Source organism: Streptomyces canus, assembly GCF_001514145.1.
Lineage (GTDB): Bacteria > Actinomycetota > Actinomycetes > Streptomycetales > Streptomycetaceae > Streptomyces > Streptomyces canus.
The window spans coordinates 893057-916018 of the sequence record NZ_KQ948657.1; the positions used below are offsets into that span (position 1 = coordinate 893057).

General features: G+C 69.8%; 18 protein-coding genes. 11 read left to right on the forward strand and 7 right to left on the reverse strand.

The window, feature by feature from the left end; translation table 11 throughout:
- The first annotated feature begins 12 nt into the window (after window positions 1–12).
- Genes AQJ46_RS08930 through AQJ46_RS08940 form a run of 3 tightly spaced genes read left to right on the forward strand, consistent with a single transcriptional unit; the run spans window position 13 to window position 1662 of the window.
- Window positions 13–681, forward strand: coding sequence for an AzlC family ABC transporter permease (locus tag AQJ46_RS08930; protein WP_059205152.1), 669 nt, complete (start codon window positions 13–15; stop codon window positions 679–681).
- Window positions 678–992 carry an AzlD domain-containing protein gene (locus AQJ46_RS08935; protein ID WP_057608022.1) on the forward strand — a complete coding sequence of 105 codons (315 nt, stop codon included), beginning with the start codon at window positions 678–680 and terminating at the stop codon, window positions 990–992. The genes AQJ46_RS08930 and AQJ46_RS08935 overlap by 4 nt, the downstream gene beginning before the upstream one ends.
- A 31-nt stretch (window positions 993–1023) precedes the next feature.
- Window positions 1024–1662, forward strand: coding sequence for a class I SAM-dependent methyltransferase (locus AQJ46_RS08940; RefSeq protein ID WP_059205005.1), 639 nt, complete (start codon window positions 1024–1026; stop codon window positions 1660–1662).
- Window positions 1663–1665: 3 nt separating this feature from the next.
- Here the strand turns inward: AQJ46_RS08940 and AQJ46_RS08945 are convergent, their stop codons facing one another.
- From AQJ46_RS08945 to AQJ46_RS08955, 3 genes are all read right to left on the reverse strand, one after another.
- Window positions 1666–4920 carry a S8 family peptidase gene (locus tag AQJ46_RS08945; protein WP_059205006.1) on the reverse strand — a complete coding sequence of 1085 codons (3255 nt, stop codon included), beginning with the start codon at window positions 4918–4920 and terminating at the stop codon, window positions 1666–1668.
- Between the two features lie 129 nt (window positions 4921–5049).
- The gene (gene kstD, locus AQJ46_RS08950) at window positions 5050–6780 is read right to left on the reverse strand and encodes a 3-oxosteroid 1-dehydrogenase (protein ID WP_059205007.1); all 1731 of its coding nucleotides are present in this window, start codon (window positions 6778–6780) and stop codon (window positions 5050–5052) included.
- 66 nt (window positions 6781–6846) lie between these two features.
- Complete coding sequence (locus tag AQJ46_RS08955) at window positions 6847–7392, reverse strand: DUF6817 domain-containing protein (protein ID WP_059205008.1); 546 nt, start codon at window positions 7390–7392, stop codon at window positions 6847–6849.
- 157 nt (window positions 7393–7549) lie between these two features.
- Between AQJ46_RS08955 and AQJ46_RS08960 the strand changes: the two genes are divergently transcribed.
- From AQJ46_RS08960 to AQJ46_RS08980, 5 genes are all read left to right on the forward strand, one after another.
- Window positions 7550–8452 (forward strand): LysR family transcriptional regulator, encoded by a 903-nt coding sequence (locus AQJ46_RS08960; RefSeq protein WP_059205009.1) that lies wholly within the window; start codon window positions 7550–7552, stop codon window positions 8450–8452.
- Window positions 8453–8744: 292 nt separating this feature from the next.
- On the forward strand, window positions 8745–9257 hold the full coding sequence (locus tag AQJ46_RS08965; RefSeq protein ID WP_159064006.1) for a hypothetical protein: 513 nt from the start codon (window positions 8745–8747) through the stop codon (window positions 9255–9257).
- Between the two features lie 29 nt (window positions 9258–9286).
- On the forward strand, window positions 9287–10267 hold the full coding sequence (locus tag AQJ46_RS08970; RefSeq protein WP_059205011.1) for a hypothetical protein: 981 nt from the start codon (window positions 9287–9289) through the stop codon (window positions 10265–10267).
- A gap of 3 nt (window positions 10268–10270) precedes the next feature.
- On the forward strand, window positions 10271–10807 hold the full coding sequence (locus tag AQJ46_RS54115) for a hypothetical protein (RefSeq protein WP_059205012.1): 537 nt from the start codon (window positions 10271–10273) through the stop codon (window positions 10805–10807).
- Entirely contained in the window at window positions 10791–15161 is a 4371-nt protein-coding gene (locus AQJ46_RS08980; RefSeq protein WP_225887274.1) for a golvesin C-terminal-like domain-containing protein, read from the forward strand. Before AQJ46_RS54115 ends, AQJ46_RS08980 begins: the two co-directional genes overlap by 17 nt.
- Window positions 15162–15170: 9 nt before the next feature.
- On the opposite strand, the gene AQJ46_RS08985 is transcribed toward AQJ46_RS08980, so the two are convergent.
- Complete coding sequence (locus AQJ46_RS08985) at window positions 15171–15782, reverse strand: SMI1/KNR4 family protein (RefSeq protein WP_059205013.1); 612 nt, start codon at window positions 15780–15782, stop codon at window positions 15171–15173.
- A gap of 43 nt (window positions 15783–15825) precedes the next feature.
- Entirely contained in the window at window positions 15826–16248 is a 423-nt protein-coding gene (locus AQJ46_RS08990) for an ATP-binding protein (protein WP_059205014.1), read from the reverse strand.
- Window positions 16249–16365: 117 nt separating this feature from the next.
- Here AQJ46_RS08990 and AQJ46_RS08995 point away from each other — a divergent pair, with 117 nt between their 5' ends.
- Entirely contained in the window at window positions 16366–17220 is an 855-nt protein-coding gene (locus tag AQJ46_RS08995; protein WP_208616905.1) for a helix-turn-helix domain-containing protein, read from the forward strand.
- Window positions 17217–17414, forward strand: coding sequence for a DUF397 domain-containing protein (locus tag AQJ46_RS51955; RefSeq protein WP_079072182.1), 198 nt, complete (start codon window positions 17217–17219; stop codon window positions 17412–17414). Before AQJ46_RS08995 ends, AQJ46_RS51955 begins: the two co-directional genes overlap by 4 nt.
- Here the strand turns inward: AQJ46_RS51955 and AQJ46_RS09000 are convergent.
- Window positions 17386–18759, reverse strand: a complete 1374-nt coding sequence (locus AQJ46_RS09000) for an FG-GAP and VCBS repeat-containing protein (protein ID WP_059205016.1) — start codon at window positions 18757–18759, stop codon at window positions 17386–17388. The genes AQJ46_RS51955 and AQJ46_RS09000 overlap by 29 nt on opposite strands.
- A 166-nt stretch (window positions 18760–18925) precedes the next feature.
- Between AQJ46_RS09000 and AQJ46_RS09005 the strand changes: the two genes are divergently transcribed.
- Window positions 18926–20518, forward strand: a complete 1593-nt coding sequence (locus tag AQJ46_RS09005; protein WP_059205017.1) for a peptide-N4-asparagine amidase — start codon at window positions 18926–18928, stop codon at window positions 20516–20518.
- Window positions 20519–20563: 45 nt separating this feature from the next.
- Here AQJ46_RS09005 and AQJ46_RS09010 read toward each other — a convergent pair whose 3' ends face one another.
- Window positions 20564–22864, reverse strand: coding sequence for an MFS transporter (locus AQJ46_RS09010; RefSeq protein WP_059205018.1), 2301 nt, complete (start codon window positions 22862–22864; stop codon window positions 20564–20566).
- Window positions 22865–22962 lie beyond the last annotated feature (98 nt).

Sequence of the window (22962 nt, forward strand, 5' to 3'; positions counted from 1 at the left end):
AGTGTAGTGAACATGCGTACGGCAGAGCGAACAGCCTTGGTCCGTGACAGTGCGCTCGTCTGGCTCGCGAGCGGAGTCGTGGGCGTCTCCTTCGGCGCGATCGCCGTCACCGGCGGCCTGCCGGTGTGGGTGCCGGTGGTGATGTCCCTGGTGGTGTACGCGGGCTCCGCCCAGTTCAGCGCGGTCGGGGTGCTGCTGGCCGGGGGCGGCCCGGTCGCCGCGGCGGTCACCGGTCTGCTGCTCAACACCCGTACGGCCGCCTTCAGTCTCGCGGTCGCGGACATCCTGGGCCCGGGCCGACTCGCCCGTCTCCTCGGCGCGCACCTGGTCACCGACGAGACGGTGGCCTTCGCCCTCGCCCAGCCGGATCCGGCACGGCGCCGGGCGGCCTTCTGGGTCTCCGGGCTCGGCCTGTTCGCCGTGTGGAACACCGGCGTCCTGGCCGGTGCCCTCGCCGGGGACGCCCTGGGCGACACCGGCACCTACGGCCTGGACGCGGCCTTCCCCGCCGTCCTCGTCGCTCTGGTACTGCCGGCTCTGCGCGAGTCTTCGGCGATACGGCGGTCCGCGCTGCTCGGCGCCGGGCTGGCCCTGGCGGTGACGCCGGCGGTCCCGGCGGGGGTGCCGGTGCTGGTGGCGCTGGCGGGGCTGGTCCTCCATGGCAGCGGGAGGCCGGCGTGAGCGCGACGGTCGCGATGATTCTGGCGCTGGCGGTGGGGACGTATGCCTTCCGGCTGGTCGGGCCGGTGCTGCACGGGCGGGTGGAACTGCCTGAGCGGGTCCAGGAGTTGCTGGGCGCGGGTGCCGTCGTCCTGCTGGTGGCGCTGCTGGCGACGGGGGCGCTGACGGAGGGCGGCGGTTTCGCGGGGTGGGCGCGGCCGGCCGGGGTCCTGGTGGGGGCCGTGCTGGCGTGGCGGAGGGCGCCGTTCGTGCTGGTGGTGCTGGGGGCGGCGGCGGCAACTGCCGTACTGCGGGCGGTTGGTGTCGCCTGAGTGTCAGTGGGGGCCGCTAGGGTCCCCGGCCATGACCGACACCGACTTCGTGACCGCCACCCGCACCTTCTACGACACCGTCGCCGAGGACTACGCCGAGCAGTTCCGGGACGTTCTCACCGTCAGTCCACTGGACCGGGTCCTGATGGACGGGTTCGCCGAGCTGGTGGGGGACGGCGGACGGGTCGCCGACCTGGGCTGCGGGCCCGGACGGGTCACGGGCTACCTGGCCTCCCTCGGGCTGTCCGTCTTCGGGCTCGACCTGTCGGAGTCGATGCTGGCCATCGCCCGCCGGGAGAACCCGGGGCTGCGGTTCGAGCGGGGCTCGATGCTGGAACTGGATCTTCCGGACGGGGCGCTCGCCGGTGCCGTGTCCTGGTACTCCTCCATCCACACCCCTGTGGACGAACTCCCCCGTCTGTTCGCCGAGTTCCACCGGGTGCTGGCGCCGGGCGGACACCTCCTCGTCGCCTTCCAGGCCGGCGACGTGGACCGGCATCACGACCGGCCCTGGGGGCGCCCCGTCGCGCTCACCTTCCTGAGGCGGCAGCCGGAGCAGATCATCGAATTGCTCCGGGCGGCCGGGTTCACGCTCGTGTCGCGGACAGTGCGCGAACCCGGCCCCGAGGAGGTGTCGCAGCAGGCCTTCCTGATCGCCCGCCGCCCCTGACGCTCAGCCCACGGTGTAGGAGTACGGGATCCCGATCAGCTCGGACCCCATGACGCCCGAGAAGGGCGAGTCGGTGTCGACGTAGACCGTTCCGTGGACGACCGTGCCGACGGGTGCGGTCGGGGTCAGGGTGAGCTTCATCGTCGCCGTCCTGCCCGCGGCGGCGGCGACGGGGTTCCAGTCGGCGTCGAGGTCCCAGAACTCACCGGTGGAGGCCTTGGCCGCCGGGTCGAACGACTGGGTCGTGGCGGTGAGCGTGACCTTCGCGGTGCCCTTGCCGGCGGGCTTGTCCCCGAAGGGGCCCGGATCGGTCACCTCGGTGCTCCACAGCCCGGAGGCCAGCTGGCCGGCGAAAGCGGTGGCGACCGTCGTGTCACCGGTGCCGGCCTCCCCGAACACCATCGGAGAAGCGGTCCAGGGGTACATGTTCAGGTCGACCGGACGGTCTGCGGTGGCCGTGGCGACCAGCTTGGTGGTGTGCGAGGGCACGAACCAGCCCAGGCCCCCCTCGTTGATCTTCGCCGTCCCCGACTTGTCGTCGCCGTTCTCGACGAGGGCGATCTCGCCCGTGGTGTCGAGCCTGGGGTCGAGGTAGTAATGCCGCTCCGCCGGGCCGGAGTTGGGCACCCGGACGGGGACGGTCAGCGTGCTGCCGCGCTTGAGGACGCGGGACGGGCTGTCCGGCAGGCCGGGCGCTGTCGCCGTCATGGCGTCGAGGCGGACCGTCCCGCTGACCTTCTGGCTGAAGGCCTTGCCGCTGACGGCGTCGGGCAGTCCGACGATCAGCGTCCACCGTCCCGCTGCCGGGCGGTGGGCGGTCAGGCTCGAGTACTTCGTCGGGACGCTGTGCTCGCCCGCGGTCCGGTCGGTGTCCCGGGCGAGGATCTGGCCGTCGGGGCTGACCAGGTAGTACACCAGGGTGGTGGCGGGGTCCTCGGCGGTGAGGTCGATGGTCAGATCACGCCTGCCGGGCGGCACGTCCAGGTAGTAGCCGTTCGTCTGGCCGACGTCCCGGCCGACGCCGCCGGTGAGGGTGGCGGCGAAGGACGTGCTGTGTCCGCGGGCCGGGTCGACGGGGACCAGTGTCCGGCGGGCCACCGGCAGGGACAGGCGGGTCCCCGTGCCCGAGGCGAACTGCAGGGAGAAGGGCGCGTCACCGGCCGTACGCGGCAACGGGATCCGCACCGGGAACCGCGCGATGCCGCCCGCCGGGACGACCCGGGTCTGCTCGGGGACTCCGGCCGAGGTGTAGCGGTGGCCGGTGATCCGGACGGTGACCGGGCCGCGGTAGGTGCCCGGCTTCAGGGGCTTGTCCTGAAGGTGCATGCGGCCGTTGTTCCACACCAGCTTGACGGTCCAGGTGCCGGGGCGCGGGTCGTGGACGTCGACGTGCTGGTAGTTGCTGTTCAGTCCGTAGCCGTCGTAGTCGTAGCTGACCTGCGTCAGCCGTCCGGCCGGATCGACCAGGATCAGCGCGAGCTTGCCGGAGTCCGCGGTGCCGGGCCACACCATCTCGGCGTCCAGGAGCGGGGTTCCCTTGGGCACCTTGACGGTGAACGGCCGGGCGGCGAGCTTGCCCTCCTGGTCGTCCCCGGAGAGCGGGGAACCGACGGTGATCTTGTGCTGGGTGCGGAAGGTCTCGGTGCCGACCGTGCGGGAGGTCATCGTGACCCGCTGCGGCCGATCGGCTGTGTTGGTGAGGGTGACGGAGGTGTGCCGCTCACCGCCCGGCCGGCCGACGACATTCAACTGGCCGATGGACGGCACCAGTTGATCGGCCTGTCGGTCGATGGTGTTCAGGGCTCCGGCCGCCTGGACGGCCGCGCCGGTGTCCAGCAGTCCCGCGCCCTGCTCGTCGGCGGGGACGTGCAGGTCGGTCGCCGTGCCGGTCAGGATGCGCTTGACCAGGTCCGGCGACGGCCGCACCCCGCCATGTGTGTCCTTGTACGCCTGGATGACGTCGGCCGCCGCTCCGGCCGCGAAGGGGGCCGCCTGGCTGGTCCCGCCGAACACCTGGGTGGGCAGGGCGCAGTCGCTCCAGCGCGGGTCGACGGTGCAGGCGGCCATGCCGACCATGCCCGGCGCCACCAGATCGACCAGCTTGTTGTCCTGGGTCGTACCGCCGGAGGACAGCCCGGTGATGTTGTCGCTGGTCCATTTGCGGTAGCCGTAGCCCTGCGCCGCCAGCCGGAACGACGTGGTGGCGCCGACACCGATCACGTTCGGGTCGCTCGCGGGTGAGCCCACCGTGCCTGACGTACCGGAGTCGCCGCTGGAGGCGACCACCGTCACCCCGGCGGCGACGGCGGCGTCGTCGGCCAGCCGGATGGGGTCGGTGGCCGCGTCGGGGTAGACGTTGGACCCGAAGGACTGGCTGAGGACGTCCGCGTGGTGTGCCACCGCGTACTGGATGGCCCGCACGAACCCGGAGGTGAAGGCCTGCGCGCCGAACACCTTCAGGTCCATCAGCTGAGCGCCGGGCGCGAAGCCGCGGACCCGGAAGGTGCAGCCCTTCGGCAGCTTGGAGTACGGCAGTTGCGCGGACATGTCGTAGGTACGGCTGCCCTGTGCCGCAATGGCACTGGCGTCACCGAAGGCCTCGCCGCCGCTGGTGTCGGCGTTCACGCCGTCCCCGCTGAAGTCCTCGGAGTCGGTGACCACCCGGCTGCCGTCGGGGCGGACGAACTCGGGGTTGGCGGCGTCCATGCCCTCGGCGAAGAAGGCGACCTTGACCCCCTTGCCGGTGGCGGTGCGCTGGGCCGCGTCGGTGTGGGTCAGCTGGAGCGCCTCGGGTTCGAGGAGGGGCTTGGCCGGGTCCTTGGGGCAGGTGGTGCCGGCGGCGGTGCCGCCCGTGGCGGTGGCCGCGGAGGCCGTGGTGGCGGAGTTCGCGCCGGGCCGTCGTATCGGAAGATCCGGCACGACCGCGGCCACCCGCCGGTCGTCGCGTATCCGTGCCACCGCGGCCGGATCCAGCGTGGCGGAGACGGCGTTGATCAGGCTCATCCCGTGCACGCGGGTGGCCCCGCTCTTCTTCAACTGCGCCACGACGGGCGCCTGGTCGTCGGCCGCGGCCTGACCGCGCTTCACGGCCTGCGTGCGCATCGGGAGGTCGGTGAGCTGGTCTCGCATGACGACGATGACGCGCTGCGGGGAGCCGCTCGCGCTGTCGCCCGCCGCCTGCACGGGGGTGGCGCCAAGAGAGAAGGCGCTCAGCAGGACCGTGCCCGCGAGCGCCGCTCTTCTTCTGTTGTTGTTCAAGGAGTTCTCCGCTGGTGGGGGGTGCGGGACGGCTGAGACAGCCGTCGCCGGTGATCTTTCGCCCCAACTGGTGAACTCCGCCAGGTACTTCACGTCAAGGGATCTTCAAGGTTTCAAGCAGGGCAGCCCCTAGAGCACCCCCGCGAGATCCCGGGCCGCGATGTACCCGAAGGTCATCGCGGGACCGATCGTCGAGCCCGCGCCCGCGTAACTGTGGCCCATGACGGCCGCGCTGGCGTTCCCGGCGGCGTACAGGCCGGGGACGACGGAGCCGTCGGGCCGCAGGACGCGTGCGCGGGCGTCGGTCACCAGGCCGCCCTTGGTGCCCAGGTCTCCCGGGACGAGCCGGAAGGCGTAGTACGGGGGCAGCCAGAGCGGGGCCAGGCAGGAGTTCGGGAGCACCGACGGGTCCGTGTAGTAGTGGTCGTAGGCGCTGTCGCCGCGCCCGAAGTCCGTGTCGTCGCCCTTCAGGGCAAGGGAGTTGAAGCGGTCGACGGTGGCTCGGAGGGCCGCCGCCGGGACGCCGATGGAGGCGGCCAGGGCGTCGACCGTCCAGGCCTTGTGGGCGGCGCCCGAGCCGTACCAGTCGTCGGGGAGGACGAAGGTCGGCGCGATGTCCTTGAAGAGGTACCGGTTGCGGTAGTTCTGGTCGACGATCAGCCAGGACGGGATGTCGGGGTCGGTCGGGTTCCGGTCGTACATGGTGTGCACGACGTCGCTGTACGGGGCGGCCTCGTTGACGAACCGCCGGCCGGCCGCGTTCACGATGAGCCCGCCGGGAAGGGTGCGTTCGGCGAGACAGAAGTACGGGTCGCCGGGGAGCGGGATGGCCGGGCCCCACCAGGCGTCGTCCATCAGCGCGACGTCGGCGCCGAGTCGCTGTCCCGCCCGGATGCCGTCCCCCGTGTTCTCCTTCGCGCCGACGGTCCACTCCGTGCCGATGGGCTGGCGCTGGTACTGCGCCCGCATCGCCGCGTTGTGCTCGAAGCCGCCGGAGCCGACGATCACGCCCCGGCGGGCACGGTAGAGCCCACCGGGGGTCACCGCTCCGGCGACGGCGCCCTTGTCGACGTGGAGCTCGGTGAGGGGGGTGTTGAGCCGGACGGCGACTCCGGCGTCCTGGAGTCCCTTCCGCAGGCCGGCCGCCAGCGACTGTCCCATGGTGAGCGGCGTCTGCCCGAGCAGGGCCGCCTTCGTGCCGCGTGCCAGGCACTCGGCGGCGACGGCGGATCCCTTGACGCTGACGGCGGACAGGGCGAGCCACTTGTAGTCGGCGCTGAACACGACCAGTCCGGCGGGGACTTCGAGGTACGGCGGGTTCAGGCGGGCGAGTTCGGCGCCGAGGAGTTTGCCGTCGAGCTGGTCGGGCTCGATGGAACGGCCGCCCGGCAGACCGCCGGGTAGCTCGGGGTAGTAGTCGCTGTACCCCTCCATCCAGCGGAACCGGAGCGGGCTGTTGGCCATGACGAAGGAGATCATGGCGGGTCCGTGCGCGAGGAAGGCCCGTTGGCGGCTGAGGGGAACGTCCGGGCCGACGACGGCGGCGAGATAGGCGGCCGCCTTGGCCGGGGTGTCCGGGACGCCGGCGGCGAGGATGACGGGGTTGTTGGGGATCCAGATCCCGGCCCCCGAACGGGCGGCGGATCCGCCGAAGGTGGGCGCCTTCTCGAGCACCACGGTACTGAGGCCCTGCTTGGCGGCGGCGAGCGCGGCGGTCATGCCCGCGGCGCCGGAGCCGATGACGACGACGTCATACGTCCCGATCGTCGGCAAGTCGGCGGCGCTCGCTCCCTGTTGCACCCCGGCTGCGACGGCCGCCCCGGCACCGGCGGCCAGCAGGTGTCTTCGGGTCACACTCATGGTCGGGTCCCCCCTGCGGTTGGTATGGACGAAGGGTCCGGAACGTCGCGCGGGGGTCTTGAGAAGTCAAGAGGCGTGGAGGACGGCGAGGGTGTCCCGCCAGGCGAGTTGGCTCAGGAGCGGCCTGAACCGGGTCAGCAGGGCGAGGAGTTCGGGGCCCCAGTGCTCCCGGAAGGCCGGGTCCCGGCGGGCGAGGTCGAGTTCGTTGGCGGCGGTGAGCTCGGCGAAGTCCCTGCGCAGGACCAGGTCGGGGGCGTACGTCCGCCCGGTGAAGCGGTCCCGGAATCGCGGCACCAGGAGATGGGGGTACGTCGCCCCGCGGTCGCAGCTCGCGTAGAAGTGCACGATCGCCTCGGCGTCCGGGCCGATCACGGACGCGAGTTCCGCGCGCCGGTCGAGCAGGAGCAGGGCGGTGGGGAAGCCGTCGGTGCCGTAGAAGGCGTGGCAAAGGCCGGCGAGTTGGAGGGCGGGGCGGGCGTCCCAGAGGGCGAGTTGGATGCGGACGCGTTCGAGGTGAGCGAGGAGGGTGCCGCCGGGGTGGGGGGTGCGGTCGGCACCGAGCCGCCGTAACAGGGCCCTGGCTTCGTCTGTGCTGGTCGCCTGCACGGGCACCGAACTCCTCGGCAGAAGGGGTGGGTTGGGTCGGCACCCGCTCCTCCCGGGTATGGGAGCGGGTTGCCGCCCGGGCCCTGAGGAGATCGTCGTACGGGTGCTCGCCCCAGTCAATCCTTAGTATTTGTCGCCGGACCCAAGTGCTAGCTTGGGGGTCGTGACCCTCGACGACCTGCGTGTCTTCGTGGCCGTGTGCCGCGCCGAAAGTCTCAGTGCGGTGGCCCGTGAGCTGGACTGCACGCAGTCCGCGGTGAGCCAGCATGTGAAGCGGCTGGAGCGGGAGACGGGGGTCAGTCTGCTGGAGCGGCAGCCTCGGGGGGTCGTACCGACGCAGGCGGGGCGGGTGTTGGAGGCGGCCGCGGCGGAAGGGATCGCCGGGCTGGATCTCGCCCTGCGCCGACTGCGGGAGCTGGTCGACGGGGAGAGCGGGTCGGTCCGGGTGGCGACCGGCGCGACGACCGTACGGCACTTCATGTCGGACGCGGTGGTCGCCTTCCGGCAACAACACCCGGACGTCAGCCTGGAGTTCAGGACCGAGAGCTCCAGCCGGGCCTGCTTCGACGCGCTGGCCGACAGCAGTCTCGACCTGGCGTGGATCACGCTGGGCCCGCCGGTGCGGGGCATCGAGCAGCGGCCGGTGCTGGAACTGCCGTGGGTGCTGGCGGTAGGGGCCGACGACCCGCTCGCGCGGCGCCCGTACGTCGACGCCGCCGACCTGTCCGGCCTACGGCTCATCCGCCTTCCCCCGAACTCCACCTCCGCCGCCCATCTGGACTTGGTATGCGCGGAGTTGGGGGTCCGGTTCGCCTTCGACACGAGCGTGGCCGACTGGGACACGGCACTGCTGCTGGCCGAGCTGGGGCTGGGGCGGGCGGTGGTGCCGGCGTTGCCGGGTCTGGACGTGCCGGGCCGGGGGAACGTGCGGCTGGTTCCCCTCCCCGCCCTGCGCCCCCTCTCCGTCGGCTGGGCGGTACGCCGCTGGGACGCGCTGTCGCCGTCGGCGCGGGCGTTCGCGGACACCGTGACGGAATCCTGCCGAACCACGGTTCCTCACGATTGATCCGCTTTTTCTGCAATGCCTTGGGAAAATCATGAAGCGGGCGGTGGAACCCACGCACCACATCCATCGTCAGGCCCATGCAGGCGGATTGACCCAAAGGGCTCAATCAGGACCTCGCCGAATCGGTGCACCGACCCGAATACTTTGATTTCTCTTGGTCATTCGACGAATACCTCTTGGCGGTCGCCCGGAATCCGTCAGGAGTGCGGCCTGACCCCCTGTTACGTTCTGCGTCGCCCGCGATCACAGCGCCTCCACAGGTGGCGCACGCCGGGCTGGGGGAGGGGAAAAGATGAAGCACGTACGTATGCGTGTGAAGGCTTCCGCGACCGTGCTCGCCGCCACCGCGGCCCTGTTGGTCACCGCGGTACCCGCTCATGCCGGCACCTTCAAGGTGACGTCCAACTGCGATGTCCCATGGGTCAGTTGCTCCGACGAGCCCGAGCTCTGGGAGATGTACAACTCGAAGGCGCTGTCGACCTCGGGCGGCAGCTACACCACGAGCTGGGCCGAGTTCTGGGGCGATGTCTACGACTACGACGGCACCAGTGAGTACCAGGGTTCGACCCTGGAGACCTACCGGTACATCTTCAACAGCAACGGCAGCGGCGCCGCACAGTACGTCAAGAACAACGCCGGCTCCATGCAGAACTGCTCCGAGGTGAACAACTACCGGGTCTATTTCAACTCCGGTTACGGCGGGCATTCGCAGTACATCCCGCACCGCGACGCGTACGCCGACTGTGTCTGGTACGACCTCGATTCCACGCTGAAGAACAACGAGGCCTCCCAGCACTTCGCCTGAATTCCACCCGGTCGAAAGGTACGTTTCCGATGCCCGTCCGCAGGACAGCCGCGGCGATAGCCGTCGTCGCCGCCACCGCAGCCCTCATCACTTCCTGCTCCGCAGGCAAACCCCGTTCCACGGCCGCCGAGCCGCAGACGAGACCGGTCGCCAACTCCTCCTCCAGCGTGGACAAGAGCAACTGGCCCGAGGCCACTCCCACGGCCGGTCTCGCCAAGGGGCTCTCCCTGCCCCTGGAGGCCTACATGGAGACCTACCAGGACACCGTCACTCTCGACGACGCCGAGCGGCACGTGGAGACCCAGTGTCTGGCCGACTACGGCCTCCACGTCTCCTTCCCGCCGGCGGGCCAGACCCCACCGCCCAGCGCGGACGACTCCAACATGCCCCGCCGCTACGGGATCACCGACCGGGCCCTCGCGGAGAAGTACGGCTACGGGTTGCCCGACGCTGTGCAGCACCAGGAGGGCACCAAGATGCCCGAGCTGACGAAGGATCAGATCGAAGTCCTCACCGGCCGCACGAGCATCCGCAACAGCCCCGCCGACCCGGCCCCGGAGAAGGCCCCGTCCACCTACCAGGGCAAGGCGATCCACAAGGACGGCTGCGCCGGCTGGGCCGACGACCAACTCGGCACCCGGGACATGGACTTCTCACTGGTGTCGCAGCTCGACGGGGAGAGCCTCACTCAGTCCCAGCAGACACCCGCCGTGCAGAACGCCATCGCCGCCTGGTCGACGTGCATGAAGGGCGACGGCTACACCGTCGACTCCCCGTACCACGCCGACCAGATCGTCCCCCACACCGACGGCAGCCCCTCCAAGGAGGAAATCGCCGTCGCCGTCGCCGACATCGACTGCAAGAAGAGCACCGACCTCGTGAAGATCTGGTTCACCGAGGACTCCCGGATCCAGGAACAGCAGATCAAGGACCACCAGAGCGCACTCGACGCCCTGCGTACGCGCCGTACCCAGGTGGTCGGTTCCGCGCAGAAGGCCCTGAAGGACTGAGCCATGCGGCACCTGCGCCCCCTCCTGGCCGGAGCCGCCGTAGTCGCAGCCCTCGTCGGTGCGGTGGTCTACGGCGGCGTACGCGCCACACACGCCTCCAACACCGCATCGCAGGCCTCCGGTACCGCGTCGCGGGCATCGGACCACGGGCCGCTGCCCACCACTCTCGTCACATCGCAACCCACCGGAACACGGGCGCCGAGCACTTACGGCTACGGCAAGCCGATGGCCCGCGCCGAACACGGCGAGGTCCTCGCCTACACCCCGCACCGGCTTCCGTACAAGCTGCTCCAGATCCCGTTCACCATCACCAACAACGGTCCCGAAGCCGCCATGTACAGCGTGTACTTCACGGTGGAGATCGGCGACGGAGCCGACAAGGCCTCCTACCGGCAGGTCGTCACCAGCGGCGGCCTCGCGGCCCACCACACCATGGCGACCCGGGCCACGATCGGGAACGTCGACAAGCTGCCCGCCGGCGCGATCCGCGTCACGATCACCGACGTACAGAAGAGGAGTCACAGTGACCTCCCGTCGTGAAAGACGAAGAGCGCTGACGATTCTCGCCGCCACCGCCGCGGTGGCGGGGCTGATACAGGTCCAGCCCGCCGCCGCGAAACCCCCCTCCCCCAGGCCCACCCCCACGTCGAACCCGGCGCCCGCTGCTCCGAAGGGGGCCGTCAAGGCTCCGGACACCACCCTGGGCAAGGGCTGGAAGACCTCCGGCGACCGGGCCGTGACCAGCGCCGCCGACAGCGACGGACTGCATCTGCTCGTCGCGGACAGCAAGAACGCCTACGCGTGGAAGACGGTCACGGTGCTGAGTGAGCCGCAGCTTCCGGCCGACACCTGGATCGGCAACAGCTGTGTCATGGACGACCACCACGCGGCCGTCGTCTACGCTCCCCGCACCTTCTCCAACAAGCCGGACCTGATGATGGGCGGCGCGTTCACGGCGATCGTGAACCTCGACGACGGCAGCGTCACCAAGCTGCCGTTCACCGCGTCCCTGGCCTACTTCGACCCGACCTGCAATCCGGCCACGCACACGGCCGCCTTCACCGCGCTGCGTGACGCCCAGACGCGCCTGGTCACGGTGGACACCAAGGGCGCCACCCTTGCCGACACCACGGCGAAAGGCGAGATCACCTCCGCCGTGCCCACCGGGGACGGGGTGATCGCTGCCGCCGGAAACCGGCTCGTCCACGTCGACCGCAAGGGCAGGACCACCGAGCTCGCCGCCACCGAGCACGCCCCGTACGGTATCCGCGTGACCGGCGACGGCACGGTCACCTACCTCGACCGCACCGGCGACACCGGCGCCGACGTACAGACCTACGCCCATGGCAGGAAGACGACCGTCGCGAGCGGCCCACTCACCGCGATGAACCTGCGTCAGGGCACGGACGGCACGGTCTACCTCACCGGTAGGGCGAGCCGCGGCAAGAACTTCGCGGCCAGCGGCATCACACCCCTGAACGTCTCACCCGACGCGGACGTCTCCACCCGCGGACGTCTGGCCGTCGACCCCGTCGTCTCCCCGGCGGTGCTCGCGGGCGTCGACAACATCGAGGACGCCGGGCGGGACTTCAGCAGGACCACGACCAGGGAACCCGCGGCGCAGACGACACCGGGCCGCATCAGCCACGCCCTGACCATCACCGGCACCGTTCCGCACACGGGCAGGCGCACGACCCAGACGGCCGCCGCGCCCGGCACCACCGCGGGCGGCAGCACCTCCCCCGCGCTCACCGGCTCCTCGAAGCCTCAGATGTCCACGATGAGCATGCTGACCACGGCCGACGACGACCCGCGGGCCAACGACCCGGTCGACACCGACGCCTGGTGCTCCGTGCCCCGCAACGACACCGCCACCCAGGCTCTTCAGCCCACGCCGAACCAGGTCGAGTGGGCCGTGGACATGGCCGTCCGGGGCGATCTGCGCTCCGGCTACCTCACCCAGGGCGGCTGGCGCTCCCAGACCGGGCTCTCCACCATCGACCCGCAGGGCATGTTCCCCGCCCCCACGCTGAACGGCACCAGCGGCCGTATCCCCGCCCAGGTCGAACTGGGCATCCTCGCCCAGGAGTCCAACCTGTGGCAGGCCGAATCCGGCGCCATCCCCGGCCAGATGGGCAGCCCGCTCGCGGCCGTCGACGGGTACTACGGACACCAGACCGGCGGCACGCTCGCCGACTACTGGACGATCAACTGGGACAAGTCCGACTGCGGCTACGGCGTCGGCCAGGTCACCGACGGTATGCGCAAGGCCGGATACGAGAAGGAGGGCGAGACGTCCCTCCCGGTCAGCACGCAGCGCGCGGTCGCCCTCGACTACGCCACCAACATCGCCGCCTCGCTGTACATCCTCGCCGACAAGTGGAACGAGGTGCACGAGTCCGGCCAGACGATCACCGTGAACAACGACGACCCGGCCAAGCCAGAGAACTGGTTCGCCGCCGTGTGGAACTACAACCTCGGCTTCAACACGAAGGCGGACGAGGGCACCAACGGCAACTGGGGCCTGGGCTGGTACAACAACCCGGCCAACCCGGTCTATCCCGCGTCCCGGCTGAGCTTCATGAACACCGACGTCGACCCCCTCGCCGCCAAGGACGCCGCCCAGCCCCAGAAGTGGCCGTACGAGGAGAAGGTGATGGGATGGGCCGCCTGGTCCATCGACACCGGCCACTCCTACGCCACCTCGGGCCGCCAGGACTGGCCCGGCGAGTCCGGCTTCTCCTCGGCCGGCTTCCGGCCCGCCTACTGGAACGGCGCAGCCGGCCCGTACACACTCCCGGGCAACGCGACGTACAACCGGGCCCACGTCTCGCCGCCGCTGGACACGTTCTGCAACGCGCAGAACGGCTGTGACGCGGCCAATCCGCCCAACTGCTCCGACGCCGCCTGCTACACCCCGTACTGGTGGAACGCCTCCAACGCCACCTGGAAGTCCGACTGCGCCACGACCTGCGGCTTCGAGAACATCAAGTACCAGACCCTGGTCAGCGAGCCAGGGCGTGGCTCTCGCCTCCAGTACGGCACACCCGTCTGCTCCGGCGCGCCCTCCGGTGCGCAGGTGGTCGACTCCGATCCCGCGGGCGTCAACACGTGGAGCAGCTGCGGAACGACCAGTACCGACGGCTCGTTCCAGTTCACCTTCTACCCCGATCCGAACGCCACCGGCCCGGGCCTCGGCCAGTACGACGCCAAGGCCGACCTGCACCAGATCGGCGGCGGCTACCAGGGCCACTTCTGGTACACACACGCACGCGACACCGCCCACCTGGGCGGTGACGGGGGGCGCATGACCATCCTCGGCGACTGGAAGCTGAACTCGGCCATCTCCGGCAGCCAGGCCAAGGTCTACGTGCACATCCCGGACACCGGCGCTCAGGTCACCAACGCCTCGTACCAGGTCGTCACGCCGTTCGGCACGGTGACCAAGACCGTCGACCAGAACGCCAACGAGTCCGACACATGGGTCTCCCTCGGCGCCTACAACTTCAAGGACCAGGCGCCGGAGGTCCGGCTGTCCAACTCCACACCGGACGGCGCCGCCGACAAGGACGTGGCCTACGACGCCGTCGCGTTCGTGCCCGGCGACTACAGCGGTATCCCCTCGGATCTGACCTTCCACGACCCCGACGTCAACGCCGCTCAGCCGGCGGACATCACCACCCCGACCGACGTCGGCATGAGCGTCATCGCCGGAGGCGGACCGGCCGGACCGTCGGCCACCTCCGCCGCCTCCGTGAGCGCGGTCCTCGCCGACCGGCCGGGCAGCTTCGTCACCTGGTGCAACGCCGAACCCTTCAACCTCGGCCAGCAGTGGGTCAACCGCACCGAGGCCTGCATCAAGGACCACGTCACCGTCGTCATCGTCGACCAGGACCAGAACATCATCGGGACCATGGAGTTCGACGAGCAGGCAGAACTCAAGACCTACTCGAACAACGCGACCTCCAACGCCCTGCTGAAACTCATACCCACCGCGGCGACCGGTGTGGGAGCGACAGCGCCCGTCACCATCACCTCGGCCGCCGTCTGCTCCATCGACTGCACGACCGCCAACCAGATATGGAACACCTCCGACACCTGGGACTGGGCGACCGGTGACCGGCACGTCGGGGAGATACAGACGGCCATGATCTGGGGACAGTCCCTCTCGGTGGACCTGCTGGGCATGCAGTGGAAGCTCGGCGCCCTCGTCGCGGACGTCCCGTCGGAGACCGAGGCCGCCATCGGCACCGACCGCTACTCCGAACTGCGCTGCGACACCACCGTCACCACGACGCCCGGCTGCATCTTCGACTACTACAAGCCGACCTACTCCATGAACTCCCAGAAGTTCCCGGCCGCGGCGGCCCACGCATGGCTGTTCCAGCACGAGCTGCCGGCCCACCTCGGGCTCAAGGGCCAGGGCCAGGCGCTGACCTACCTCGGCGACGCCGTGATGTCCCCCACCGATCCGAGCAAGAAACAGAGCAAGGCCAACAGGGACCTCATATGCCCGGACAGCTGGGAGCGCAACCAGACCGTCACGCTGTCACCGGAGCTTGCCTCCTCGAACGAGGACACACCCAGCTGCGACGAACTCGCCTTCGCCAAGAGCTACCAGAGTGGCGGTACGCCGTCCTCTCTGGGCGGCACCAACCCCGTCGGCTCCGGTGACGACTGCCTTCAGACCTACGCGAAGAAGGACTCCGACGGCCTGTGGCGGCTCCATCCGGACCTGCGCTACCCCCTTCCGACCTGGAACGAGGTCTGCGGACGCTCGAGCATGTCCAACAACCAGAACACCCAGTCCATGTCGCTGTTCCCGACGTTCCGCCGGAACTACCGGGTAATGGACAAGGACGACTACTGGCTCGACGTGGCCAAGCCGAACTGAGGATCCCGGTCAGTTCGTCCAGCGGAGTCTTTCGTCGGTAACGGTGAAGCGCTCGTGCTCCATGACGGAGCCGGGCGCCGAACCGGTTTCCAGCAGATCGGCAAGAGGCCGGAGGAAGTCCTCGAGAGAGGGCAGGAAGAAGGTCGGATAGTCGCCCTCGTCGAATGTCAGAAGAGGTGGCGGGCCAGGAGCGTTCTGAGCGTCCAGAATGACTCCGTACGGCCCGTCGCTCTTCTCCATCACCGGAATCCATGACGGCCGCCAGTACTCGTCGTCCCCGATGTCCTGGGCGATGTGCAGATACTCCGAGCGACGGCGGGCCACGTCCTCGCAGCCGAGGAACCTCATTCCGCCCGGCAGGACGATCGAGTCGCGATGCGGAAGGCGGGCGGTCCCGCCACCGGGAATGGGCTTCGCGGAATCCTTCGCGGTACTCCCGTTGTTCATGCGGAGCCAGACCTCGAGAACGTCCGGGATGTCGAATCCCAGCTCCTCGTTGAGGCGCGCGATCTCCTCGTCCGAGGCCCCAGGACGAAGCGCCTCCGCACTGACCGGAGCGTTCCTTCGGAGCCAACGGACGATGCGCTCCCATGCAGCGACGACTTCATCGGCCTGCGGCATAGCGGCACGTCCTCTCTGTTTCCCTCGTACAGGAGGAAGAATCTCACGGCCGCCTGAGCCCGATCTCCGCCCACACCGTCTTGCCCACGTCCCGCTCCGTGACGCCCCAGGTGTCGGCGAGGAGGGTCACGAGGATCAGTCCCCGGCCGTGTTCGCCGTCCTCGTCGTTGACGTACCGGAGCCGGCGGTCGCCTCGGGGGTCGCTCACCTCGATACGGAGCGTGTTCTCCGGGAGCAGGAGGAGACGCAGCTCGAAGTCCCGTCCGGGTACGCGGCCGTGGGTCACCGCGTTGGCGGCGAGTTCGGCGACGAGGTGCTGCGCGGTGTCGTTCACCTCGGTGTCGTGGGGGTGGCCCCATGCCGCGAGCTGGGTGGCCGTGAGTCTGCGGGCGAGGCGTGCGCCGCGGGGCGTCGCGCTCAGACGCTGGGTCAGTTCGTCGGTGGGGGTGGAGATTTCGGCGTTCACGTCACTGAGCGTGCTGGGTTCTCTCTACGCTGACCAGGTGCGACTCGGCGACGCTGAGTAGCTGTACGGGTGCGGTCGGTTCGGTGTACGGGTTGTCGCGTGGGAGGGGTGAGGCGCGTGGGTGAGCGGAGGCCGGAGACGCCTGCGGAGGCGGACGGTACGGCGGGGTTGTTCGTCGCGCTGGGCAAGATGGTGAAGCTCTTGCGGGAGCGGAAGGGGCTGACGCAGAAGGAGTTCGGGGAGCTGGTGGGATACGGCCCCGATGCGGTGTCCTACATGGAGAGGGGGGTGCGGACACTTCGGCCGGAGGTCCTGATCAAGGCGGACGAACTGCTGGACGCCGGGGGTCTGTTGAAGGAGGTCCTCCCCGAGGTCGAGGAGGCGATGGCGAAGACTCGGACACGGCATCCGGAGTGGTATCGGAGCTACGCCGGGTTGGAGGCGGAGGCGGTCGAGCTGCATTTCTACGCCAACCATGGGGTGCCGGGCCTGTTGCAGACCGAGGACTACGCGCGGGCCGTGTTCGCCAGACGACGTCCGCTCCTCGACGAGGAGACGATCGAGAAGCGTGTCGCGGACCGACTCTCCCGCCAACAGGTCTTCGAGCGTTGGCCGTCGCCGATGGTGAGCTACGTCCTCGAAGAGATCGTGCTGGACCGGCCGATCGGTGGGCGACGCGTGCACCCGGACCAACTTCGACACCTGCTCCGCGTCGGAGGCATGCGGAACATCGAGATTCAGGTCATGCCGTCCAGGCTGGAGGAACACCCCAACATGGACGGCGCGTTCAACCTGCTGACGCCCAAGGGACATGGGCAGGTGGCGTACACAGAGGTACAGGGGTACCCCCGATTGATCACCGACTCGGAAGAGGTCAGGAAGATCGCTGACCGCTATGGGATCATGCGAGCGATGGCGCTCTCCCCCTCGGAGTCCCGGAAGTTGATCGAGCAGAAGCTGGAGGAGCTATGACCGTCGAGCAGCTCAACTGGTTCAAGTCCAGCTACAGCGGTGGCGAGGGCGGCGAGTGCCTGGAAGTCGCCGTCACCCCCCACACCATCCACCTCCGCGACTCCAAACACCCCACCGGCCCTCACCTCACCCTCTCCCCCACGGCCTGGTCGGCCTTTCTCTCTCCTACTGCGGGAACGCGGCCACCACGTTGAGTTCCCGGGCACCGGTCCCTGTGATGCCGGAACCCGTGCCGGGAAGCAGCACACCCGGGCCGTAGTAGTCGCTCGACACCAGCAGGTCCTTGTCGCCGTCGCGGTCGATGTCGCGCAGGCGGACGAGGGAGCCGAAGCTCTCGTACTCGATGGGGTTTCCGGGGACGCCCGCCGTCGCACGCGTGAACCACTGGGAGTTCTTGCCGGTCAGGCCGGACTTTCCGCCGCGCAGGACGTGGACGCCGCCCGCGTCCTCCATCGAGCCGACCTTCTCGGAATACACACCGACCGCCAGGTCCGCGTAGCCGTCGCCGTTGGTGTCCCCGGCGGAGAGGTCGGAGCCGAAGTAGTCGCGCGTCGTAGCGGCCGTGGCAACGCCCGCGGTGGACTGCGTGAGCCGGTACTTCGTCGTCGGACCGGTGCTGCCGCCGCGCCAGACGACCACCGAGCCCGCCTTGTTGTTGTATCGGGTGTCGCTGACCGCGAGGTCGCCGTAGCCGTCCTTGTCGAAGTCGGCGACGACACCGGTGGGGCTGTAGTCGGGGGTCGAGCCGTTGACGACGGTGACCTTGCCGGGCTTGATGGTGGAGCCGCCCCGCAGGAACCACGCGTCCTGGGTCATCTTGTCGCTGTGGTAGCCCTGGCCCAGGAGATAGAGATCGGTCGCCTTGTCCTTGGTGACCTTGCCGGCGACCATGCCCGTGGGTTCGAGAATGTCGTCGCGGGTGTGCTTGGTGACCTTGCCCGTCGTACCGGACTTGGCGAAGCCGCCGCGGTAGATGTAGACGGAGTCGATGGCGTTGGCGATGGCCAGGTCGGCCTTGCCGTCGCCGTTGAAGTCACCGGTCTCTATCTCCTTCCCGAAGCCCTGGTCGGAGCGGGCGGTGACCTTGAGGCGGGTGGCGTCGGTACCGGTGAGGCCGGTCTTCCTGCCCCACAGGATGGTGACCGCGCCGGAGCCCGCCTTGCCGCTCACCTTCTCGGTGAAGTCGGCGACGGCGAGGTCGGCGTAGCCGTCGCGGTTGAGGTCGGCGGTGGCGATGTCCTCGCCGAACGCGTCCCCGTAGCCGCCCGCGTCACCGACGGTTCCCGGGATACCCGCGCTGGACTGCGTGAACGTCTTCGTGGCGGTGCCGGTGCCGGTGGCCGTCCCGTAGGTCACGGCGACCTCGCCGCCGAGGCCGGCGACGGCGTAGTCGCGGTAGCCGTCGCCGTTGAAGTCGTCGGCGTACTTCGCCGGGGTGGCCGCGCTCGCGGTGCTCACGGAGAGGGTGAGCAGTCCGCCGGTCAGGGACACGGCCGTGGCCGTGGCCAGTGCCAGGCGGAAGGTGCTTCGGGTGAACATGAGTCTCCTGCGGTGATCATGAGTCTGGCGAGGAGAAGACTCACGGCGCCGGGGCATGGTTGTAGGACGGACGCCGGTCAGCGAAAGGACCGGGATTGGTCAAGACCTCTCCAAGTCCCCTTGGCCGCGGCCGGAATCCGTGTGTTCACTGCGCCCTATGAGACCCATGAGATCCCCGATACGTCCGGCCAGGGCGGCGGCCACGCTGACCGGCGCACTCGCCGCTCTCGCCCTGTCGCTGGGCACGGCGTCCGCCACCACGGTCCCCGTCGAGTTCGGCACCGACTACCACGACCCCGTCACCGCCGCCCCGCCGATCAGCACCCCGCACACCAAGGCGTGTTCGGTCACGGTCGCGCAGGCGCAGTTCAAGGACTTCACGCCGTACACGGGGACGTACACACCGCCGACCGGCTGCGGGACCCCGGGGCGGTGGTCGAAGGTCGTGCTGCGGATGGACGGGAACGTGAAGGGGCGGCAGTACGACCGGCTGGGATACCTCGACATCGGTGGGGTGCAGGTGTTCCGGACGTCCACTCCGGAGCCCTCGCAGGACGGGATCAACTGGTCCGTCCAGAAGGACGTCACCGAGTACGAGAAGACGCTGAGCAGCGCGCAGTCCGTCGACATGCTCATCGGCAACGTTGTCAACGACACCTACACGGGCGTGCTCGACGTCAAGGTGACGCTCACCTTCTACGCCCCCGGGCCCGGTCACGCCTCGTCCGCCCCGGACCAGGTCATCCCGCTCAGCGATCAGGACAGCGTCACCACCGGCGCCTCCCTCACCGTCCCGCGCAACTCCGAGCGCGTCCTCGCCGAGGTGTACGCGACCGGATCGGGCGGCGGCTGCGAGGAGTTCTGGTACTCGGCGACCACGCCCTCCGCGTCGTACTCCTGCCGGGGCGGGGACGACGGGCCCTACCGCGAAGTTCAGGTGAGCGTGGACGGGAAGGTCGCCGGGATCGCGTCGCCGTACCCGAACGTGTGGACCGGCGGCTGGTCGCCCTATCTGTGGTCGGTGATTCCGTCCCCGACCGCTTTCGACGTACGTCCGCTGACCTTCGACCTGACCCCGTTCGCGGGCCTCCTCAATGATGGCAAGGCGCACACCGTGGACGTCCAGGTGGTCGGAGTGCCGGCCGGGCAGACCGGGTGGAGCGCGCCGACCAACGTCCTGGTGTGGCAGGACGCCCACAAGTCGGTGGTGACGGGGGCCGTGACGTCGTACAAGAAGGACGCTCCCGCGGTGGGCAACACCTTCACCGACGGCTCGCTGCGGCATCTCGTGACCTCGGGCAAGGACCATCTGAAGGTCAGCGGGTATCTGAACACCTCCCACGGCCGGGTCAGCACGACAGTCGAGCGGACCCTGACCACGGCGATCGACCACCAGTGGACGCCCGACGAGAACACGGACGACCAGACCGGCACGTGGACCGACCACCAACTCGTCACGTCCAACGGCCACTTGTCCCGCACCGACCGCACCTACACCATCGACGGCCGCGCCACCATCGACAGCGCGAACCGGCTGCGGGTCCTCATGTCCGTGGGCGACCACGCCCGTTCGGGCGCCACCCGCATCGACGACACCTACCAGGGCGACGCCACCTTCACCCTCGGCGTGGCCCGCGAGGACCGGCACGCGGTCGCCACCACGAGCGAGCGGTACCGGCTCCGCGCGCCCGGCACCTGCTACGACCACACGCTCGCGACGGAGCAGGGGGTGCTGACGAAGGACGTACGGGGCTGCTGAGGAGAACCGGCAGCCGCGTACGTCCCTCCACGTCTCCCTGCGCTCCTACGCCTCCTTGTGGCTCAGCCTGAGGTCGACCCCGTCCTGGCTGCCGTTCACGGTGACCTGGGTGGCCACCGGCGGGTACCCGCTCGCGATCACCGTGTACTGCTCGCTCGCGAGGTCGGTGAAGGCGTAGCCGCCGTCGACGCTCGTGGTGCGCGTCCCGACGACGTTGCCCGCGGCGTCGATCAGGGTGACCCGGGCGTCGTCCAGGGCACGTCCGTCCGGGGTGTGGACCGTGCCCCGCAGGGTCGCCGCGGCCGTCAGCTCGATGTCGAGGCGGGCGGTCTCGGCGGAGACGGTCGCGGGTACGGCCACCGGGCGGTGGCCGGGTGCGCTGACGCTCAGCGTGTAGTCGCCGGGCAGCAGGTCACCGAGCCGGTAACCGCCGTCCGTCCCGGCGGTGACGGAGGCCGTCACGTCACCGCGCTGGTCGGTGGCCACCACCAGCGCACCGGACAGGGGCTCGCCGTTCACGCCGCGCACCGTACCGGCCAGGCCGCCGGGGCTGGGCAGGATCACGAGGTCGTGGGAGACGGGCGCGCCGTTCACGCTCAGGGTGACAACGTGCGGCTGGTGGCCCGGCGCCGAGCCGATGAGGACCAGGCTGCCGCGCTGGGCGGTGTCGAGGGCATACGTGCCGTCCTCGCCGGAGGTGGCGCGGGCCAGCTGGCGGCCGGAGCCGTCGAGCAGGGTGATCGCGGTGCGGGGTACGGGGGCGCCCGTGCCGTCGCGCACCTGTCCGCGGATGACGGGCGCCGCCGTGTCCACGGCGGGAGCGGTGACCGTGGGGGCGGTGGGCGTGGCCTCGGCCGGCGCCTCGGCCTGCTCCGCAGGGGCGGTCTCCCTCCTCTTCGCACGGAACAGCAGCGCCGTGATGATCACGCCGACGGCGAAGAAACCCGCCGACCACCAGTAGGCGACCTCGTAGCTGTGCAGCGCCGCGTTCGCCTTGACCAGCGGGTCGGACAGGTGGTCCTTGGCGTAGTTCGTGGCGGCGGTGGCGGCCAGGGTGTTCAGCAGCGCGGTGCTGATCGAACCGCCCACCTGCTGGGTGGTGTTGAGGGCGGCCGAGGCCACGCCCTGGTCGTTCGCCTGCACCCCGAGGGTGGCGTAGCTCATCGCCGCGGGCATCGACATGCCGAGCCCCGCGCCGAGCAGCAGGAGGGGCGGCAGCACGTGGGAGGCGTAACTGCTGTCGAGGCCGAGGCGGGTCAGCCAGACCATGCCGCCCGCGGCCACCAGCATGCCGAGGGGTACGACGATCTTGGGGCCGATCTTCGGGACCAGCCAGTTGGTGGACAGCTGCGCCATCACCATCAGCGCGCCCACCATGGGCAGGAAGGCCACGCCGTTCTTGACCGGTGAATAGCCCAGCGTCGACTGGAGGTAGTAGGTGAGGAAGAGGAAGACACCGAACATCCCGGCGGACGAGATGAGGATGGTCGACAGCGCGGCGGCGCGGTCGCGGTCGGCGAGGACCCGCAACGGCAGCACGGGGTGCTTCGCCCGCGCCTGCCAGAGGAAGAACGCCACCAGCAGGACCCCGCCCGCGGCGAGGAAGCCCCAGGTCATCCAGTTGTCCCAGTCGTGCGTCTCCGCGTTGGCGAAGCCGTAGACGACGCCGAACAGGCCGCCGGAGACCAGGACCACGCCGGGGATGTCCAGCCGGGGCCGTTCGGCCGGGACGGAGCGGCCGATGAAGACGAGCGCGCCGACCAGCGCGAGCACCGCGATGACGTCGTTGACGTACAGCGTCCAGCGCCAGTCCAGGTACTCGGTGAGCAGACCGCCGAGGACCAGGCCGACGGCGGCGCCGGAACCGGCGATGGCTCCGAAGATGCCGAACGCCCTGGCGCGTTCCTTGGGTTCGGTGAACGTCGTCGTGAGCAGGGAGAGGGCCGCCGGGGCGAGCAGGGCGCCGAACAGGCCCTGCACCGCGCGCGCGACGACCAGCATGGTGAAGCCGTTCGCCGCGCCGCCGACCGCGGAGGCGGCGGCGAAGCCGACAATGCCGATGATGAAGGTCGTCTTGCGGCCGAAGAGGTCGGCGAGGCGGCCGCCGAGCAGCAGCAGGCTTCCGAAGGCGAGGGAGTAGGCGGTGACGATCCACTGCCGGCCGTTGTTGTCGAAGCCCAGGTCCTGCTGCGCGGACGGCAGCGCGATGTTCACGATCGTGGCGTCGAGCACGACCATGAGCTGGGCGAGGCCGATCACGGCCAGTGCCCACCATCGGTGTTTCGACGGGGCCTGGGACTGGCCGGACGGCACGACCTGGGCGGTGGCTGCCGGAATGGCTTCCACGATGGTGCTCCCCTCATGGGGCTCGGATTGCTCGGACCACCCACATCGGTCCGAAACCGTTTCGTACACCTAACCTAGGTCACACTTGCAGCGAACCG

What these genes read in the sequence shown, in the direction of transcription:
- AQJ46_RS51955 (WP_079072182.1), top strand. Translation starts at nt 17,217, where the DNA reads ATGACCGTCGAGCAGCTCAACTGGTTCAAGTCCAGCTACAGCGGTGGC.
- kstD (WP_059205007.1), bottom strand. Translation starts at nt 6,780, where the DNA reads ATGAGTGTGACCCGAAGACACCTGCTGGCCGCCGGTGCCGGGGCGGCC.
- AQJ46_RS08965 (WP_159064006.1), top strand. Translation starts at nt 8,745, where the DNA reads ATGAAGCACGTACGTATGCGTGTGAAGGCTTCCGCGACCGTGCTCGCC.
- AQJ46_RS08985 (WP_059205013.1), bottom strand. Translation starts at nt 15,782, where the DNA reads ATGCCGCAGGCCGATGAAGTCGTCGCTGCATGGGAGCGCATCGTCCGT.
- AQJ46_RS09000 (WP_059205016.1), bottom strand. Translation starts at nt 18,759, where the DNA reads ATGTTCACCCGAAGCACCTTCCGCCTGGCACTGGCCACGGCCACGGCC.
- AQJ46_RS54115 (WP_059205012.1), top strand. Translation starts at nt 10,271, where the DNA reads ATGCGGCACCTGCGCCCCCTCCTGGCCGGAGCCGCCGTAGTCGCAGCC.
- AQJ46_RS08940 (WP_059205005.1), top strand. Translation starts at nt 1,024, where the DNA reads ATGACCGACACCGACTTCGTGACCGCCACCCGCACCTTCTACGACACC.
- AQJ46_RS08970 (WP_059205011.1), top strand. Translation starts at nt 9,287, where the DNA reads ATGCCCGTCCGCAGGACAGCCGCGGCGATAGCCGTCGTCGCCGCCACC.
- AQJ46_RS09005 (WP_059205017.1), top strand. Translation starts at nt 18,926, where the DNA reads ATGAGATCCCCGATACGTCCGGCCAGGGCGGCGGCCACGCTGACCGGC.
- AQJ46_RS08930 (WP_059205152.1), top strand. Translation starts at nt 13, where the DNA reads ATGCGTACGGCAGAGCGAACAGCCTTGGTCCGTGACAGTGCGCTCGTC.